Below are 16,639 nucleotides of genomic sequence, written 5' to 3'. Positions count from 1 at the left end.
TTTTTTTCACTTAAAGTTTATCTATGCGTAAATTCTCAAGAGATACTTTTAATATTAACGAAGCAATAAACGAGTTAATGCATGAATCTGGAGTAATTATTATTGAAAATGCATATAATTTAAAAGATATCAAAGAAGCAAGAGAGATTGTTAATCATTTTGCTGATACACAAGAGCAAAAAGAAACCCATTTTAACGCCGAGGCTGAGGCGTCTGATAAAATTAAACTACAGCAAAGGATATGGAATTTATTTGGTAAAGGGGAGGTTTTCAGCAAATTAATAACAAATGACATTATTTTTAGCTTAATGTCTAAACTTTTAGGTTCAGAGTTTTTTTGTGGATCATACTGCGCAAGTAGATTGTTACCAGGATCAATAGGTCAAGAACTACATATCGATTATCCATATTGGGATTTTTATAATAGTGAGACTTTTCCCATGGGTCTTAATAGTTCATTTGCACAAAACTGTCAGGCTACTATACCTTTAGATATTTGCTCAGAACAATCAGGAGCAACAGCTTTCATACCAGAATCACAGAAGAAACTACACTATCCAAATGAAAATGATGACTTTTCAAACAAACAACAAATGATTGCTAATCCTGGTGATTTAGTTTTTTTTAATGGTAACTGTTGGCATGGAGCATCACCAAATAAATCAGATCACCAAAGAGCAGCTTTATTGATAGAGTTTCTTCCAAAATATATAAAACCAGTTGAAGATTTAGTTACTTATTTATCGGAAGACTTCAAAAATAATTCAAACCCAAAAGTGCGACAGCTTTTAGGATTAAATTATGAATATCCAAAAATAATGGATGCAAGTAAAAAAATAAATAATATTGGTTTAGGTTATAAAGCTAAATAAAATATATATTTTTAATTTAAATACTCTATAAATAGTAAAAATAATAAAAACAGCATTAAGAAAATTAATCAAATAAAAATTATAAATAATGCTGATAGAGATTTTTGTAACTAGTGGAGGATTAAGAAAATGAAAGTAAAATATTATGATTTAGAAAATAAAAGAGTATTTGTTACAGGGGGTGGATCAGGAATTGGAGCTTCAATTGTTGAACATTTTTGTGAACAAGGTTCAGAAGTTTATTTTATAGATATTAATGTATCAGAATCCGAAAAATTAATTGAAAGTATAAAAAATAAAAAATATTCAATACCAACTTTTATTGAATGTGATTTGTTAAATATAAAACAACTTCAAAAAACTATTGCAGATATTATTGATCAGAAAGGTCCAATTGATATTTTAATTAATAATGCTGCTAATGACACAAGACATAAAATTGATGATGTTACAGAAGAATATTGGAATGAGAGAATAAATGTAAACTTAAGACATTATTTTTTCACAGTTCAATCAGTAAAAAAATCAATGATTGAAAATAAAGGTGGTGTAATTGTTAATATGGGTTCAGCATCTTGGATGGTTGGACAAGGTGGTATGGCAGCTTATACAGCTGCAAAATCTGGAGTAGTTGGTTTGACAAGATCCTTTGCTAGAGATTTAGGGGAATTTAACATTAGGGTTAACTCAGTAGTACCTGGGTGGGTCTTAACACAAAGACAAATTGATATGTGGTTAAACGAAGAGTCTGAAAAAGATTTGATGAAAAACCAATGTTTAAAAGAGAAATTAATGCCACATGAACTTGCTCAAACTGTATTGTTTTTTTCATCAGAACAGTCTTCTGGTTGCACAAATCAATCTTACATCGTTGATAAAGGTTGGCTATAAGAGACTTTGTGAAAGTACAAAGTTCAACGATAGAAAACAAATATTTAAGAGTTAAATCAATTAATATTGGTGCTTGCTTATATGAGGTTTATGACAAGCAAAAGAAAATAAATCTAATCTTAAATTTAGGTCCTACCAAAAATTATGGTAGTAAGAATTTTTATGTGGGCGCTACTTGTGGACGGTACGCAGGTAGAATATCAAATTCAAGATTTAAGATTAAAAATAAAATCTATAAACTCGATGGTAACGAAGGAAAAAATACACTACATGGAGGAAAAATAGGATTTGATAGATTAGAATGGAAAATAAAAGATCATTCAAAAAATAAAATTATCTATCAATTGTTATCTAAAAATTTAGACCAAGGTTTTCCAGGAGATCTAAATTCAGAGTGTATTTTTGAAATCAAAAACAAAAGCTTATTTATAAAATATCAATATAAATCAAGCGAATTAACTCATGTGAGTTTAACCAATCATAGTTATTGGAACCTGAATAAGAGTAAAAAAGAGACAATTTTCAATCATGATTTAAAAATTAACTCTGAAAAATATCTTGAAGTAACTAATAAATTAATCCCAACTGGTAAAATTAAAAAAGTTAAAAATACCATTAATGATTTTAATAAGTTTCAAAATATTGGAAAAAAAATAGACATTATTAAAAACAAAAAAATAAAGAGAGTATCTAATACAATCAATCAATTGGGATTTGATTTAACATATTGTATTAAAAAAAATTCTAAAAATTATTTAGCCTCTCTAAAAAATAAAAAAACTAATATTCAATTAGACTTTTATTCAAATCTTCCTGGTGTACAGCTCTATACAAGTCAAGGTTTGAGGTATAAAAATAAACTTGCTCCTTACCAGGGGGTTTGTTTAGAAACACAACACTACCCAGATGCACCAAACAATAAAAATTTTCCAAGTTCTTTAATAAAACCTAAAAAACTTTATAAGTACTTTACAAAAATAAATATTTCATAAAATGAATAGAAAAATAAACATATCAATTGTTGGAACTGGCTTAATGGGGTTGCAACATATAAAGGCAATTTCAAAATCAAAAAAAGCTAATCTTCATTCGATAGTTGATATCAGTAACAACGCTAAAAATTTATCAAAAAAATATAAAATCCCATTATTTTCAAATGTAGACGAACTTTTAAATTCAAAGAATTTAGATGCAGTAATTGTAGCTACTCCAAATCAACTTCATGAAAAACATACAGTCAGTTTTTTAAAGAAAAAAATTCCAGTATTATTAGAAAAACCTATTTCAGATAACATTAATTCAGCTAAAAAAATTATTAGTAGTGCTAATAAAAATAAAACACCGTTATTAATTGGGTATCACAGAAGACACAACTCAATTGTATCAAAGGTAAAAGAGTTAATTGATAAAGGTAAATTAGGAAACATCGTTTCAGCAAATGTTTTGTGTTGGCTTTACAAACACAAAGCTTATTACAAAGAAAAATGGAGAATTAGTAAAGGAGGAGGGCCTTTAGGAATTAATTTAGTCCATGATATTGATATGATTTGTTATTTGCTTGGATCTATTAAATATGTTCAAGCATTTACAACCAACAAATCTAGAAAATTTGCAGTTGAAGATACAGCAACAATTAGTTTAATTTTTAATTCAGGTGCACTTTGTACATTAAATTTATCAGATACAATTGTTGCTCCATGGAGTTATGAATTAACTGCAGGAGAAAACCCAGCCTATCCTATAACTAATCAATCTGCATATATGATCGGTGGAACTAAGGGTTCATTGCAATTTCCTAATTTAAAATATTGGTTTTATAAAAATGAGCGAAGTTGGTGGAATAAAATATTTGTTAATGAAGATAAAAACAAAAAAGACGATAGTACTTTAGTAAACCAAATTGATCATTTTGCAGATGTAGTATCAAAAAAAGTTAAACCAAAAGTAAATGGTAATGATGGTTTAATTTCTTTAAAAATTTTTGCAGCAATAACAAAAAGTGCAAAAACTGGTAAGAAGGTTAAGATTTAAAGATTAGATAGTATTGAATTAGAACATTTTAAGGTATCAGCATCTCCACCTAAGTCTTTAGTTCTATTTTCTTTTTCACTTAAAGATTTTTCAATAGCTTCAACAATTGAATTGGAAGCTTCTTTTTCTCCTAAATAATCTAACATCATTGCACCAGACCAAATTTGTCCTACAGGATTAGCAATACCTTTTCCTGCAATATCAGGCGCTGAACCATGAACTGGTTCAAATAAAGATGGAAATTTATTTTCAGGATTAATGTTTCCAGATGGAGCTATTCCAATAGTTCCAGTGCAAGCAGGTCCTAAGTCTGAAAGAATGTCTCCAAATAAATTAGATGCGACAACAACATCGAACCATTCAGGATTTAGCACAAATCTAGCAACCAAAATATCAATATGATATTGATCTGTTTCAATATCAGGATAATTTTTTTTCATTTCATTAAAACGTTCATCCCAAAACGGCATAGTAATTGAAATACCATTTGATTTTGTTGCATTGGTTAATTTTTTTCTTTTTCTTTGTTTTGCTAATTCAAAAGCAAATTTTTGAACCCTATCTACTCCATGCGCAGACATGATAGTTTCTTGAATAGCTATTTCTCTATCAGTATTTTTAAACATCCTTCCACCAACAGAAGAGTATTCACCTTCAGTGTTTTCTCTAACAATCAGCATATCAATGTCACCTGGTTTTTTATTTGCTAAAGGAGGATTTATTCCAGGAAATAATTTTACTGGTCTAAGATTAATATATTGATCAAACTCTCTTCTAAACTGAAGTAAGGATCCCCATAAAGATATATGATCTGGAACTTGATCTGGCATTCCAACTGCGCCAAAGAATATTGCATCATGTTTTCCTAATTTTTCCTTCCAATCATCTGAAAGCATTTTTCCATGTTTTTCATAATAATCACATGAAGCAAAATCATATTCTGTAAAATTTATTTTGAATTGATGTTTTTCAGCAGCGTCTTTTAGTACTTTTAAGCCTTCAGGGACTACTTCTTTTCCTATCCCATCTCCTGCTATTGATGCAATGTTATATTCTTTCATAGGTTGATTTTTATACTTCAAAAACACTTTAATTTATAATGTTAAATTATTTTTAAAGTCATAAACCTTCATTGTTTTGACATATTTTATTTGTTAGTTTTGATTATGAAAAAAATACTTCTTTTAATATTCTTTAGTTTCTTTTTTGTTTCAAATTCAAATGCTGCATGTGATGATCCATTAACAGATGGTGTAGATTATTCTAAATGCAGATTTTCAGATGCACAGGATCTACAAGGTAGTTATCTACCAAACTCGAATTTATCTTTTGCAAGTTTTGTTCAAGTAAACTTAGACAAAAGTATTATGATGAATTCAAATTTATCCTTTGGAACTTTTCCAGAATCTACATTTGTTAGAGCCAATCTTTACGAGACAGTCAGTATTGGTGCAAATTTTGAAAAAACAAATTTCACAAATTCAAACTTAACAAGAGTTGATTTCATGGGGGCAACTTTAATAGAAGCTAATTTTCAAAATGCTAATTTAATGGAAGCAAATTTTACATCTGCAAACATTACTAATGCAAATTTTGAAAATGCAAATCTGATTGGTGCTACTTGGACTAATGGTAAGACATGTGGTCCAGACTCAATTGGAACCTGTATTGAGCAATAAGATATGAACACTTCAGTTAATACTGATGATGTTATTTTTAATTTTTTCAAACAAATCTGTGATGAAAAAGATGATCAAAAATGTGTTGAGCTTGGTAAAGAATGGATAAAAGCAATGGAAACCAACCTTTCTTCTATGGAAGCAAATCTAAATGGGGCTGATTATCTAAAACATAAAGACGATATTCAAAGTAACCGAGATCATTTAAATAGCCTAAAAAATAAGAATTCTACAGAGTGGAGAGAGTATGCTACTCAGTGTATGATTGAAATAATGAATCACAAAGGTCAACAATAATGAGTAATCAAGAAAGAGTGTTTCTAATTATTTGTGCTTCTTTAATTATTTTTACTCTTCATTATTTAATTGAAAAACACTTCTTTTAATAAGAACTAGATCTTGCCCACTTATTAATATTTCCGTCTTTAGCTTTTTTATTTATCTCTTTAAGTTCAGATTTAGAAAAATTTAAATTATTTAAGCTTTCAATATTTTCTTTTATTTGTTTTACACTACTTGCCCCAATTAAAGCTGTAGTGACTGCTTTATTATTTAACACCCAAGCCAAAGCCATTTGCGACAATGTTTGACCCCTTTTTTTGGCAATTTGATTTAAATCTGAAATTATCTTTATATTTCTTTTAGTTATGAAACTTTTATCTAATGCAGATTTTGGATCACTTGCTCTTGATGCTTTTGGAATTCCTTTTAAATATTTATCAGATAGCATCCCTTGTGCTAATGGAGAAAAAGCAATAGTTCCAATTCCTAATTTAATTAAATTTTTATCCAAGTCTTTTTCAAACCATCTATTTATTAAAGAGTAAGAAGGTTGATGGATAAATATTTTAATGTTTCTTTTTTTTAAAATATTGAACATCTCAATAGTTTTTTTAGAGGAATAGGAAGAGATCCCAATATAAAGTGCTTTACCAGATCTATAAATAAGCTCTAAAGCATCTGCCGTTTCTTCTAATGGTGTATTTGGATCAAATCTATGTGAATAAAATATATCTACATAATCCAATCCCATTCTCTTTAAACTTTGATCACAGCTTGCAATGATATATTTTTTTGAACCCCATTCACCGTAAGGTCCTTCCCACATATCATAACCTGCTTTAGATGAGATGATTAATTCATCTCTATATCTTTTAAATTCTTTACTTAAAATTTTTCCAAAATTAGCCTCAGCACTTCCTGCTGGGGGACCATAATTATTTGCTAAATCAAAATGGGTAATCCCTGAATCAAAAGAATAAAACAACATTTTCTTTGCTTCAGATGTAAGTTGTTTACCACCAAAATTATGCCAAAGACCAAGGCTTATTAAAGGTAGATCAACACCACTCTTTCCACATCTCCTATATTTCATGTTGGAATATCTTTTTGGTGATGCTTTGTAACTCATAACTATTAATATAACTTAATATTTTAGTTTAAAAACATAAATTTAAATATATATTTAAAACAAAGGGGTGTCTTAACAGACTGAGATTAAACCCTACGAACCTGTCCGGTAATTCAGAAAGGGATAAAATGGATAACACATACTTTTTAAGTCAATCATCATCATTAGCATTAGTAATTGTAATTAGTTTGGTATTTGCTGTTTTAGGAATTTATCATTCTAAAAAATTCCAAGGAATAAGTAATTATTTAACAGCCAATAGAAATATAGAATTATTTTCATTAACGACCAGTCTTGTTGCGTCTGCTTTAGGAGCATGGATTTTATTTGGCCCTGTTGCTGCTGCCACATGGGGAGGAATAGGGGCCGTTATTGGTTATGCACTTGGTACAGCTTTTCCAATGATTTTCTTAATTTATTTTGGAAGAAAAATTAGATCTGAGTTTCCAAAAGGCTCATCTCTAATTGAATTTATGAGAAAAAAATTTGGAAAAAGTTTATTTAAACTGATTTTGTTAATGACAATTTTTTACATGTTTATTTTTCTTTGTGCAGAGGTGACAGCTGTTGCAGTTTTAATCAATTATTTATCAGGTACAGATCTTTGGATCACAGCATTAATAGTGCTTTTAGCTACTTTAACTTATACGCTTTATGGAGGTCTAAGAGCTTCTATTTTTACTGATAATATTCAAATGATTGTTATTGGCTTTCTTTTATTAATTCTAATTTTAATTATCAGTTCATCAACAGGAGATAATTTTTCTTTTGCATTAATTAAAGAAAAAAATCCGCAATTATTAAGTTCATCTTATATTCCAAGTTATACTGCTGGATTAACTTTTTTTATAGCTGTTGCAGCTACTAATCTATTTCACCAAGGAAATTGGCAAAGGGTTTATGCTGCTAAAGATTACAACACTTTAAAATCAGCATTAATCATTTCGTTTTTTGTAATTGTACCGATAGTTTTTTTAATGGGCTTTATTGGAATGGTTTCATTTTCTATTGATCCTTCAGCAAGAACTGATTTAGGATTTTTTACTTTATTATTAAAAGAACAAACCGAAATGCTTTCCTTAATTATTATTATTCTTGGATTAGCTTTAACAATTTCAACAGTTGATACATTGGTTAATGCGATATCAAGTTTGTTTGTTGTAGATGGTAAAGCAACTTTTAATTTAGATAAAAAAACAGATTATTTAAAAATTTCTAAATACTTTATCGTATTTTTATCATTGATAGCATTTGGTGTTGCATCAAAAGGATTTGATATTTTATATTTATTTTTGCTTGCAGATTTATTTTGTTGTGCGTTTGTGTTCACAGTCTTTTATAGCTTTTATAACAAGGTAAATGAAAAAACTGCTTATGTTTCAATTATCATAGGTTTATTTGGTGGATTTTTAATGTTTCCTTATCCAGATTTTTCTAAGAGTTTATTGGTTGGGGGATTGATGTCTAAAGATTTATTTTCACCTTTTGTGGCTCAATCTTTATTATTTTTATCATTTGTTATTGCAACTTTTTTACCAGCAATAATTTTAAAATTGAAAAGTAATTGATTTAGACAACGGAGTTTAAAGCTTCATAAATAAGTTCTTTGGTGGTCTCACCAATGCTTCTGTAAACTTCTTTATTATCTTTAAAAATTAAAAGGGTTGTTTGGTATTGAATATTAAAAAATTCAGCAATTTCTTTATTAGTTACATCAAATGTAAAATATTCAATATTTTCAAAATCATTTTTTGCTTTATCGAGAACTTTCATTTGGCTCGCACAAGATGTGCAATATTTAATCCATGAACTAACCACAACAACTTTTCCATCTGACAAAGCTTTATCAAATAACTCTTTAGTGTAAGTTGTTTCTTTAGCCATCCCGTTAGCGGTGAATGCCAATATAAAACAAATAAATATAAAAAATTTTCTCATTAATTGTAAGTTGTAAACAAATTTTAAATTATTGTAATACAATAAATTGTCTCTATATATGCCTAGTCCATGTCAGATCAAATAAACATAAATAATCTATCAAAAGTCTATGATAATGGCTTTGAAGCCTTAAAGAAAATAAACCTAAACATTAAAAAAGGTGAAATTTTTGCAATGCTTGGACCAAATGGTGCGGGTAAAACTACTCTTATAAGTATTATTTGTGGAATCGTTCGACCATCTTCAGGAAAAGTTACTGTAGATGATTTTGATATCATTGATGATTACAGAGAAACAAGATCCAGAATTGGATTAGTTCCACAAGAATTAACTTTAGAACAATTTGAAACAGTTTTTAACAATGTCTCTTATTCAAGAGGTTTGTATGGAAAAAAACCAGATCCAAAACATATTGAAAAAATTTTAAAAGACTTAAGCTTATGGGATAAAAAAGATTTAAGATTAAGACAGTTGTCTGGAGGAATGAAGAGACGGGTATTAATTGCAAAAGCATTGTCTCACGAGCCAACTATATTATTTTTAGATGAGCCAACAGCTGGTGTTGATGTTGAATTACGTCAAGACATGTGGAAGGTAGTTGAAACACTAAGAAAAACTGGTGTAACAATTATTCTTACCACTCATTATATTGAAGAAGCAGAAGCAATCGCTGATAGAGTAGGAGTAATCAATCAAGGAGAAATTATCGTTGTTGATGAAACAAAAGAATTATTGAAAAAAATGGGACATAAAAAGCTTACAGTAGATCTTCAAGAAGAAATCACTGAAATCCCAAGCAGTTTAGATAAGTATAATTTAGAAATTGGAGAAGATAAAAAATCAATCAATTACACATATAATGTTAGAGCTAAAAGCACTGGAATAACTAACTTGTTACAAGATTTAAAAGATGCAAATTTAAAATTACAAGATTTAAAAACTGAACAAACTACTTTAGAAAAAATATTTGTGACATTAGTAAAGGAGAACAATGAAGTTTAATTATTACGCATTTAGAGCAATGTACTTACATGAAATGGATCGATTTAAGAGAACATTGATGCAATCATTATTTTCACCAGTTCTATCAACCTCTCTTTATTTTATTGTTTTTGGATCTGTAATTGGTGGATATGTAGAAAAGATTGATGGAATTAGTTATGGATCTTTTATTGTTCCTGGTCTTTTAATGTTAACGTTGTTAACTCAATCAATCAGTAACACTTCATTTGGGATATTTTTTCCAAAATTTAATGGAACTATTTATGAAATTTTAGCTGCACCAATTTCAACTTTTGAAATTGTTTTAGCTTTTGTGGGTGCTGGTGCTACTAAAACTCTTATTGTTGGATTAGTTATATTTTTAACATCAACGTTCTTTGTTGAGGTCCAAGTAATGTATCCATTGTTAATGATATTTTTATTAGTATTAGTAGCATTTACTTTTGCTTTGTTTGGTTTTTTAATTGGTTTAATGAGCTCTAATTTTGAGCAAATGTCTATCATCCCAACTTTAGTTATTACTCCAATGGTATTTCTAGGTGGTAGTTTATATTCTTTAGATATGTTACCTGAGTTCTGGCAAACAGTAACTTATTTTAACCCGGTTGTTTATTTAATTAATGGTTTAAGATTTGCCTTTTATGGTGTTTCAGATTTCAATATTTGGGTGAGTGTTATTTCGATGGTAGTATTTTTGATGTCATGTGTAACTGTTGTTACAGTTCTATTGAAAAAAGGATATAATATTAAATCTTAGCTACTAGCTATTTTCTTTTTTGGATCGTAAAAAGGTTTTTCTACTATTGTAGCTGAATATTTTCCTTTATGTGTTTCCACATCTAATTTATTGCCTAACTCTGAATAATTAACTTCAATCATTGCAAGTGCAATATTCTTTTTTAATCTAGGTGAATATACAGCTGAAGTTACCTTACCAATTTTCTTGCCATCTTTTTCAATTGGCCAAAAAGTTGTGTTAGGTCCTGATAGAGGGTCACAATCTATTATAAGACCAACTTGTTTTCTTTTAATTCCCTCTTGCTTTATTTTTCTTAGTGCTTCTTTACCTATAAAATTTATATCAGTATCTAAATTAACTAATCGATCAAATCCTAATTCAAAAGGATTTGTATGGATATCTGCATCTGCGTGATAAGAAAGCATTCCACCTTCAATTCTTCTAATAGAAGATGTATGACCAGGCTGAAGGCCGTGTTCTTTACCAGCTTCCATTATTTTTTCATAAAGTTCATTACCTCTTGAACCATCTCTTAAATAAATTTCATAACCAAGTTCACTTGACCAGCCAGTTCTTGATACAATTAAGGGAATTCCATCAAGTTGATATTCTCTTAACCAATAATATTTAAGATCTCTGATATCTTCACCAAATAGTTTGACCATTATTTCTTGTGAGGTGGGGCCTTGTAACTGTAGAGGGGAAACATCTGGTTCAGATATCTTAACATCTAAACCTGAATTAACTGCAACACCTTGCGCCCATAACAAAACATCACTATCAGCTAAAGATAACCAAAAATGATTTTCAGCCAGTCTTAATAAAACTGGATCATTTAAAATTCCACCATCATTATTTACAATTAAAACATATTTACATTGTCCAACAGATAACTTTGAAAGATCTCTAGGAGTTAAAAGCTGAGTAAATTTATTTGCATCAGGACCAGTGATCTCGACCTGTCTTTCGACTGCCACATCACATAAAATTGATTTTTCAATAAGGTTCCAAAAGTTTTGCTCAGGACTTCCAAAATCCCTTGGAATATACATATGATTATAGACAGAAAAACCTGTTGCCCCCCATTTTACTGTAGCATCGAAATAAGGAGATTTTCTAATCTGTGTTCCAAAACCAAAGTTTTTATTAGACATTTGAGAGCCTTAACAGTCTGAGTATTAATTACAAATAAAAAAAATAGCCCTAGTTATATTAAGGGCTATCAAAAAAAAATGGAGAGGGAAGTTATTTTTTTTTAAAACTGTTCAGATTCAGTAGATCCAGCCATTGCTGTTGTTGAGCTTTGGCCACTACTAATAGTATTTGAGACTGCATCAAAATAAGATGTTCCAACTTCTCTTTGATGTTTAACGCTAGTATAGCCATCTTTTTCTCTAGCAAATTCTTGTTGTTGAATTCTAGAATATGCAGCCATACCTTCTTTTCTATATTTCTCAGCAAGCTCAAAAATTGCAATGTTTTGAGTATGAAAACCAGCAAGAGTAATGAACTGGAATTTGTAACCCATTTTAGCAATTTCTTGTTGAAATGAAGCAATCTCGTCATCACTTAAATGTTTTTTCCAATTGAATGATGGAGAACAATTGTAAGCTAATAGTTTTCCAGGAAATTTCTCATGAATTGCATCTGCAAATCTTTTGGCTTCAGCTAAATTAGGAGTAGCTGTTTCACACCAAATTAAATCAGCATACGGTGCATAAGCCAAACCTCTAGAGATAGCTTGTTCAATTCCATCTTTAACATAATGAAAACCTTCAGGAGATCTTTCCCCAGTTAAAAATGGTTTATCATTTTCATCAAAATCATTTGTAATAAGTTTTGCAGCATTAGCATCTGTTCTTGCTAATATAATTAAAGGAACTTCTGCAATATCAGCAGCTAATCTTGCAGCTTTTAAATTTTTAACCATAGTACCAGTTGGAACAAGAACTTTTCCACCCATATGACCACATTTCTTTTCACTAGCTAATTGGTCTTCAAAATGAACACCTGCAGCGCCTGCTCTTATAAATTTTTTAGTTAATTCAAATACATTTAATGGTCCACCAAAACCTGCTTCACCATCAGCAATAATTGGAAGCATATAATCTACTTTTTCCTCTCTTTTCATGTCTCCATCTTGCATTTCCATATGTTGAATTTGATCTGCTCTAATTAAAGAGTTGTTCATAGACTCAACTAACTTAGGAGCACTATCATAAGGATATAAAGATTGATCTGGATACATTTCTCCAGCAGTATTAGCATCTGCTGCAACTTGCCAACCACTTAGATATATTGCTTTTAAACCTGCTTTTGCATGTTGAACAGCTTGGTTACCTGACAAAGAACCAAGGGTATTAACATAAGCTTCAGTATTTAATAATTGCCATAGTTTTTCAGATTGATTTTTGCAAAGTGAGTACTCAATTTTAATTGAACCTCTTAATCTCTCCACTTCTTCATCAGTGTAGTCTCGTTTGATACCTGCGAACCTTTTTAACTCGAAAGAGATTTTTTCAGCACTCATTGTTTTTAATCCTTTGTTGAAGAAAATTGAAAAAGTTGAATTAGTTACTATCGTTTAAAGCTTCGATTAGTTCACTCATTCCACTTGAACCCCAATCACAATGATCGTCCCTCATGTAAATTCCTTTACTATGATGGTGATCTAAATCCTCTTTTTTGATGATTTGAGCTTCATTTTCTGTGTTTTTTAAGTTTTTATCCATACGAGTCATATATTTTACAAAATTTACAAAATCTATAAAAAACGTTAAAAAGCTTTGTAAATAGGGAAAAAATGTTGTAAAAATAAATTTACAAAATTTACAAATAGTAAAATGAGTCAATTAGATCTTAAAATAGGCCCAAAAATAAGAGCTTTTAGAAGACAACTTGGACTGCAAGCCAATAAATTAGCTGAAGATTTAAGTATTTCTCCTAGTTATTTAAACTTAATTGAAAGCGGTAAAAGAAAAATAGATGGTGATTTACTTTTAAATGTTTGTGAAAAACTAAATATCCAATTGTCGGATCTTACATCTAAAACAGATATTAATCTTCAAAATACAATTTCAGAAATTTTAGATGATAGTTTGTTTGAAGACTTAGATATTTTAGGTCCAGAAGTAAAAGATTTAGTAAGCACAAATCCAAAGATTGGAAAAGCAATCGTTAGATTGGGAGATATTCTTAAAAAAAAAGATCATGAATTAATAAGTAAGATTGAAAAAATATCAGGTAAAATTGTAGATAATAGAAAAAATTCTTTTCCCGGAGAAGTAGTAGTTGATTTTTTTCAAGAGAATAAAAATTATTTTCCAAAGTTAGAAGAGTTTGCAAATAAAGTTTTTAATAAAATTCAAAAAAATAATCGAACAAGATATTTATCTCTGTGTGATTATTTACTGTCAGAATATTCAATAACTGTAAAAGATGTTATTCCGGATGAGAGTAAACCATTTTCAAAAATCTATAACAAAAGTAAAAAAGAGTTATTACTAAGTGATTATAGTTCTTTAGAAACAAAAAAATTACATGCTGCCTCTCAAATTGCGCAACTAGGTGCAATTAAAGATGTTGAATATTATTTAACTAAGTTTAGTTTTCCATCGGAAGAATCGAAAAAACTTACTAAAGTTGCTTTGTTAAATTATTGTGGTGCTGCAATTTTGATGCCATACAAACTATTTCATTCTGAATGTAAAAAATTAAAATATGATTTAGAATTATTGCAAAATACATTTGCAACTTCATTTGAACAAGTAGCTCACAGAGTTACATGTTTGCAAGATCCAAAACTACCAGGTATCCCATTTCATTTTTTAAGAGTTGATATGGCTGGAAATATCTCAAAAAGATTTTCATTATCTGGAATTGATATTCCAAGATATGGTGGAGCTTGTCCAAGATGGAATGTTTATACTGCATTCACTACTCCAGGAGTTTTACATACAGCAGTTAGTAAAATGAATAATGGTGAAAAATATGTTTGTATTGCAAAAACTGTAGAAAAAGGAATTGGAAGATTTGGTCAATCTAAAAATGTATTATCTATAGGTTTAGGTTGTGAGGCAAAATATGCAAAAGATTTTATTTATACTGAAAATATGAACATTAATGATAAATCAACGGAAATTCCTATTGGTGTTTCTTGTAGAACCTGTGACAGATTAGATTGTTCACAAAGAGCATTTCCACCACTACATAAAAAATTCGACGTTGACTTAAATAGTCGTGGGGTTTCTGTTTATGTTAGTGACGATAAATCTTAAACTATGATTAAATATATTTTACCAGCTATAATAATTTTTCTGATCGTATTATTTTGGGAAAAAATAACTGATTTTGTTGAGAAAAAGTTCAACATAAAGCTAAATTATATCGTTGTTAGTTCTATAGTTGCTGCAATAGCAATTATCCTTTTGCTCCTTAATTACTAGGATTTATGAACAGCATTGATTTATCTACTTATAAATTAGATGAAGCGGATGGTGTTTTTACTTATAAAAATGAAAATACAACACTTGGATTTGTTCGATTTAATGAAAAGGGAGAAGTCGAATACATTTTTGTTAATCCAATTTTTAGAAAAAAAGGAATAGCAACAAAATTATTACAGTTAGTTAAACAAAAAACAGGAAAAGAAATAATTCTTCAAGAACCAATTAGTCCTTTAGGTTCAAAACTATTAAATTCATTAAACAAATGGAAATAAACTTATTATTTTTCTTCACAGTAGTTCCAGCAATAATTTTATACGGTATTGCAAAATCAGGTTTGGGTGGATCAATGACATTAATATCTATTCCATTAATGACCATTGTGATGCCTTTGAATCAAGCATTAGGAATAATTTTACCAATTTTAATATTTTCAGATTTTATTGCAGTTTATAAATATAGAAAAGAATATGACTTAGGAACTTTAAAGTTAATGGTTCCATTTGCTGCCGTTGGAATATTAATTGCTTCTTTCACATTCACATATTTTTCTGAAGATTTGTTAAAATTTATGATTGGTTTAATGGGATTTATATTTGCAGGTCATTATTTCTTTTTTAAAAAAGATAAGGAGGCAAAGTCTCAAAAAAATTCTATCAAAGGAAGTATTTGTTCTGTTATAGCTGGATTTACAAGTTTCTGTGTCCATGCAGGAGGAACACCTGTAAGTGTTTATATGCTTCCTTTAAGGATGCAGAAAGAAATTTATGTGGGAACAAGAATTATATTTTTTACCTTTGTTAATCTAATAAAGCTTCCTTTATATATTAACCTTTCAATGACAAATTTAGCAACTTTTAAACAATCTGTATATTTATTTCCTCTTGCTTTTATAGGAATACTAATTGGATATAAATTAATTAAAATTATAAATGAAAAATTATTTTATAATATTTTATATATTTTAATTTTTATAAGTAGTTCAAAACTTTTATATGATTATTTAATATGAAAAAAAAATTTAATCCTAGAATAAAAGCAAGAATAAGAAAAAATAAACAAGTTTTTAATAAAAAAATTGATAATTTTTTTGGTTGGGTAAAAGGTGCTAAACTTGTTGAACTTAAAGAATGTAATGTAGAGGAAGATCCAGTTCGACCAGAATTAGATAATGAATTTAGAACAGGATTTGGAAGAAAAATTTATGGTGTTGAGTATCAAGGCGAAATTCATGCTGTTATGTGTTTTGCTTATACAAATCAAATTCCCAAAAGTGTGGATGAACTTGAAAAATTAAGTACTGATGCTTTTTTGCAAAGTGCGATGAGAGATCAAAAAGGTGGACAAATCGCTATTGCTTATACTGTTTGGTCAAAGAAAAAAGGTGGAGGAAAGTTAATTGTAAAAGAAGTGTTTAAAAAGATAAAAAAATCCAATCATTTAAATAGATTAGTAACACTTTCACCTTTAACAGAGATGGCAACGAATTTTCATGAAAGAAATGGAGCAAAATTAGTTCAAATTAATGAAACAACACAAAATTTTGAATATAAAATCATTTAACCATGAGGATAAAAAAACAATTAATTCTTCTATTTTGTACTTTCTTTCTTTTACCGTATTCTATTGTC

19 protein-coding genes are annotated in these 16,639 nt (G+C 29.0%); 13 read left to right on the top strand and 6 right to left on the bottom strand.

Features of this window, described 5'->3' with window-relative positions:
* Nucleotides 1-23: 23 nt before the first annotated feature.
* The 4 genes from ACTTA6_RS03655 (at nucleotide 24) to ACTTA6_RS03640 (ending at nucleotide 3,794) form a co-directional block, all read left to right on the top strand.
* Nucleotides 24-872, top strand: coding sequence for a phytanoyl-CoA dioxygenase family protein (locus ACTTA6_RS03655; protein WP_440614555.1), 849 nt, complete (start codon nucleotides 24-26; stop codon nucleotides 870-872).
* Between the two features lie 129 nt (nucleotides 873-1,001).
* Complete coding sequence (locus ACTTA6_RS03650) at nucleotides 1,002-1,763, top strand: SDR family NAD(P)-dependent oxidoreductase (RefSeq protein WP_262589446.1); 762 nt, start codon at nucleotides 1,002-1,004, stop codon at nucleotides 1,761-1,763.
* 8 nt (nucleotides 1,764-1,771) lie between these two features.
* On the top strand, nucleotides 1,772-2,755 hold the full coding sequence (locus tag ACTTA6_RS03645) for an aldose epimerase family protein (RefSeq protein WP_440614554.1): 984 nt from the start codon (nucleotides 1,772-1,774) through the stop codon (nucleotides 2,753-2,755).
* Between the two features lies 1 nt (nucleotide 2,756).
* On the top strand, nucleotides 2,757-3,794 hold the full coding sequence (locus ACTTA6_RS03640) for a Gfo/Idh/MocA family protein (protein ID WP_440614553.1): 1,038 nt from the start codon (nucleotides 2,757-2,759) through the stop codon (nucleotides 3,792-3,794).
* Here ACTTA6_RS03640 and ACTTA6_RS03635 read toward each other — a convergent pair.
* On the bottom strand, nucleotides 3,791-4,855 hold the full coding sequence (locus tag ACTTA6_RS03635; protein ID WP_440614552.1) for a tartrate dehydrogenase: 1,065 nt from the start codon (nucleotides 4,853-4,855) through the stop codon (nucleotides 3,791-3,793). The two genes, ACTTA6_RS03640 and ACTTA6_RS03635, sit on opposite strands and share 4 nt — an antisense overlap.
* 105 nt (nucleotides 4,856-4,960) lie before the next feature.
* Between ACTTA6_RS03635 and ACTTA6_RS03630 the strand changes: the two genes are divergently transcribed.
* Nucleotides 4,961-5,473, top strand: coding sequence for a pentapeptide repeat-containing protein (locus ACTTA6_RS03630; RefSeq protein WP_440614551.1), 513 nt, complete (start codon nucleotides 4,961-4,963; stop codon nucleotides 5,471-5,473).
* Nucleotides 5,474-5,476: 3 nt separating this feature from the next.
* Complete coding sequence (locus ACTTA6_RS03625; RefSeq protein WP_262589440.1) at nucleotides 5,477-5,770, top strand: hypothetical protein; 294 nt, start codon at nucleotides 5,477-5,479, stop codon at nucleotides 5,768-5,770.
* Nucleotides 5,771-5,855: 85 nt separating this feature from the next.
* Here the strand turns inward: ACTTA6_RS03625 and mgrA are convergent, their stop codons facing one another.
* On the bottom strand, nucleotides 5,856-6,884 hold the full coding sequence (gene mgrA, locus ACTTA6_RS03620; RefSeq protein ID WP_440614550.1) for an L-glyceraldehyde 3-phosphate reductase: 1,029 nt from the start codon (nucleotides 6,882-6,884) through the stop codon (nucleotides 5,856-5,858).
* Nucleotides 6,885-7,012: 128 nt separating this feature from the next.
* Between mgrA and ACTTA6_RS03615 the strand changes: the two genes are divergently transcribed.
* Nucleotides 7,013-8,452 carry a sodium:solute symporter family transporter gene (locus tag ACTTA6_RS03615; RefSeq protein ID WP_440614549.1) on the top strand — a complete coding sequence of 480 codons (1,440 nt, stop codon included), beginning with the start codon at nucleotides 7,013-7,015 and terminating at the stop codon, nucleotides 8,450-8,452.
* A 1-nt stretch (nucleotide 8,453) separates the two neighbouring features.
* On the opposite strand, the gene ACTTA6_RS03610 is transcribed toward ACTTA6_RS03615, so the two are convergent.
* On the bottom strand, nucleotides 8,454-8,768 hold the full coding sequence (locus tag ACTTA6_RS03610; RefSeq protein WP_440614548.1) for a thioredoxin family protein: 315 nt from the start codon (nucleotides 8,766-8,768) through the stop codon (nucleotides 8,454-8,456).
* A gap of 123 nt (nucleotides 8,769-8,891) precedes the next feature.
* On the opposite strand from ACTTA6_RS03610, the gene ACTTA6_RS03605 reads away from it, so the two are divergent.
* Both ACTTA6_RS03605 and ACTTA6_RS03600 read left to right on the top strand, forming a co-directional pair.
* Nucleotides 8,892-9,824, top strand: coding sequence for an ABC transporter ATP-binding protein (locus tag ACTTA6_RS03605; RefSeq protein ID WP_440614547.1), 933 nt, complete (start codon nucleotides 8,892-8,894; stop codon nucleotides 9,822-9,824).
* Entirely contained in the window at nucleotides 9,814-10,581 is a 768-nt protein-coding gene (locus ACTTA6_RS03600) for an ABC transporter permease (protein ID WP_262589435.1), read from the top strand. The genes ACTTA6_RS03605 and ACTTA6_RS03600 overlap by 11 nt, the downstream gene beginning before the upstream one ends.
* Here the strand turns inward: ACTTA6_RS03600 and ACTTA6_RS03595 are convergent.
* The 3 genes from ACTTA6_RS03595 to ACTTA6_RS03585 all read right to left on the bottom strand — a co-directional run bounded on the left by ACTTA6_RS03595 (nucleotide 10,578) and on the right by ACTTA6_RS03585 (nucleotide 13,295).
* Nucleotides 10,578-11,717 (bottom strand): glycine cleavage T C-terminal barrel domain-containing protein, encoded by a 1,140-nt coding sequence (locus tag ACTTA6_RS03595; RefSeq protein WP_440614546.1) that lies wholly within the window; start codon nucleotides 11,715-11,717, stop codon nucleotides 10,578-10,580. The two genes, ACTTA6_RS03600 and ACTTA6_RS03595, sit on opposite strands and share 4 nt — an antisense overlap.
* A gap of 101 nt (nucleotides 11,718-11,818) precedes the next feature.
* Nucleotides 11,819-13,093 carry an isocitrate lyase gene (gene aceA, locus ACTTA6_RS03590; protein WP_440614545.1) on the bottom strand — a complete coding sequence of 425 codons (1,275 nt, stop codon included), beginning with the start codon at nucleotides 13,091-13,093 and terminating at the stop codon, nucleotides 11,819-11,821.
* A 40-nt stretch (nucleotides 13,094-13,133) separates the two neighbouring features.
* The gene (locus ACTTA6_RS03585; protein ID WP_440614544.1) at nucleotides 13,134-13,295 is read right to left on the bottom strand and encodes a hypothetical protein; all 162 of its coding nucleotides are present in this window, start codon (nucleotides 13,293-13,295) and stop codon (nucleotides 13,134-13,136) included.
* A 111-nt stretch (nucleotides 13,296-13,406) separates the two neighbouring features.
* Between ACTTA6_RS03585 and ACTTA6_RS03580 the strand changes: the two genes are divergently transcribed.
* From ACTTA6_RS03580 to ACTTA6_RS03565, 4 genes are all read left to right on the top strand, one after another.
* The gene (locus tag ACTTA6_RS03580) at nucleotides 13,407-14,840 is read left to right on the top strand and encodes a helix-turn-helix domain-containing protein (protein ID WP_440614543.1); all 1,434 of its coding nucleotides are present in this window, start codon (nucleotides 13,407-13,409) and stop codon (nucleotides 14,838-14,840) included.
* Nucleotides 14,841-15,013: 173 nt separating this feature from the next.
* Nucleotides 15,014-15,283 carry a GNAT family N-acetyltransferase gene (locus ACTTA6_RS03575; RefSeq protein WP_440614542.1) on the top strand — a complete coding sequence of 90 codons (270 nt, stop codon included), beginning with the start codon at nucleotides 15,014-15,016 and terminating at the stop codon, nucleotides 15,281-15,283.
* On the top strand, nucleotides 15,274-16,020 hold the full coding sequence (locus ACTTA6_RS03570; protein WP_440614541.1) for a sulfite exporter TauE/SafE family protein: 747 nt from the start codon (nucleotides 15,274-15,276) through the stop codon (nucleotides 16,018-16,020). The genes ACTTA6_RS03575 and ACTTA6_RS03570 overlap by 10 nt, the downstream gene beginning before the upstream one ends.
* Complete coding sequence (locus ACTTA6_RS03565; RefSeq protein ID WP_440614540.1) at nucleotides 16,017-16,571, top strand: hypothetical protein; 555 nt, start codon at nucleotides 16,017-16,019, stop codon at nucleotides 16,569-16,571. Before ACTTA6_RS03570 ends, ACTTA6_RS03565 begins: the two co-directional genes overlap by 4 nt.
* Nucleotides 16,572-16,639 lie beyond the last annotated feature (68 nt).

It is taken from the genome of Candidatus Pelagibacter sp. HIMB1636 (assembly GCF_052047675.1).
Lineage (GTDB): Bacteria > Pseudomonadota > Alphaproteobacteria > Pelagibacterales > Pelagibacteraceae > Pelagibacter.
Note: the sequence above shows the minus strand (reverse complement) of the source record. Positions and strands in the feature narration are given on the sequence as shown.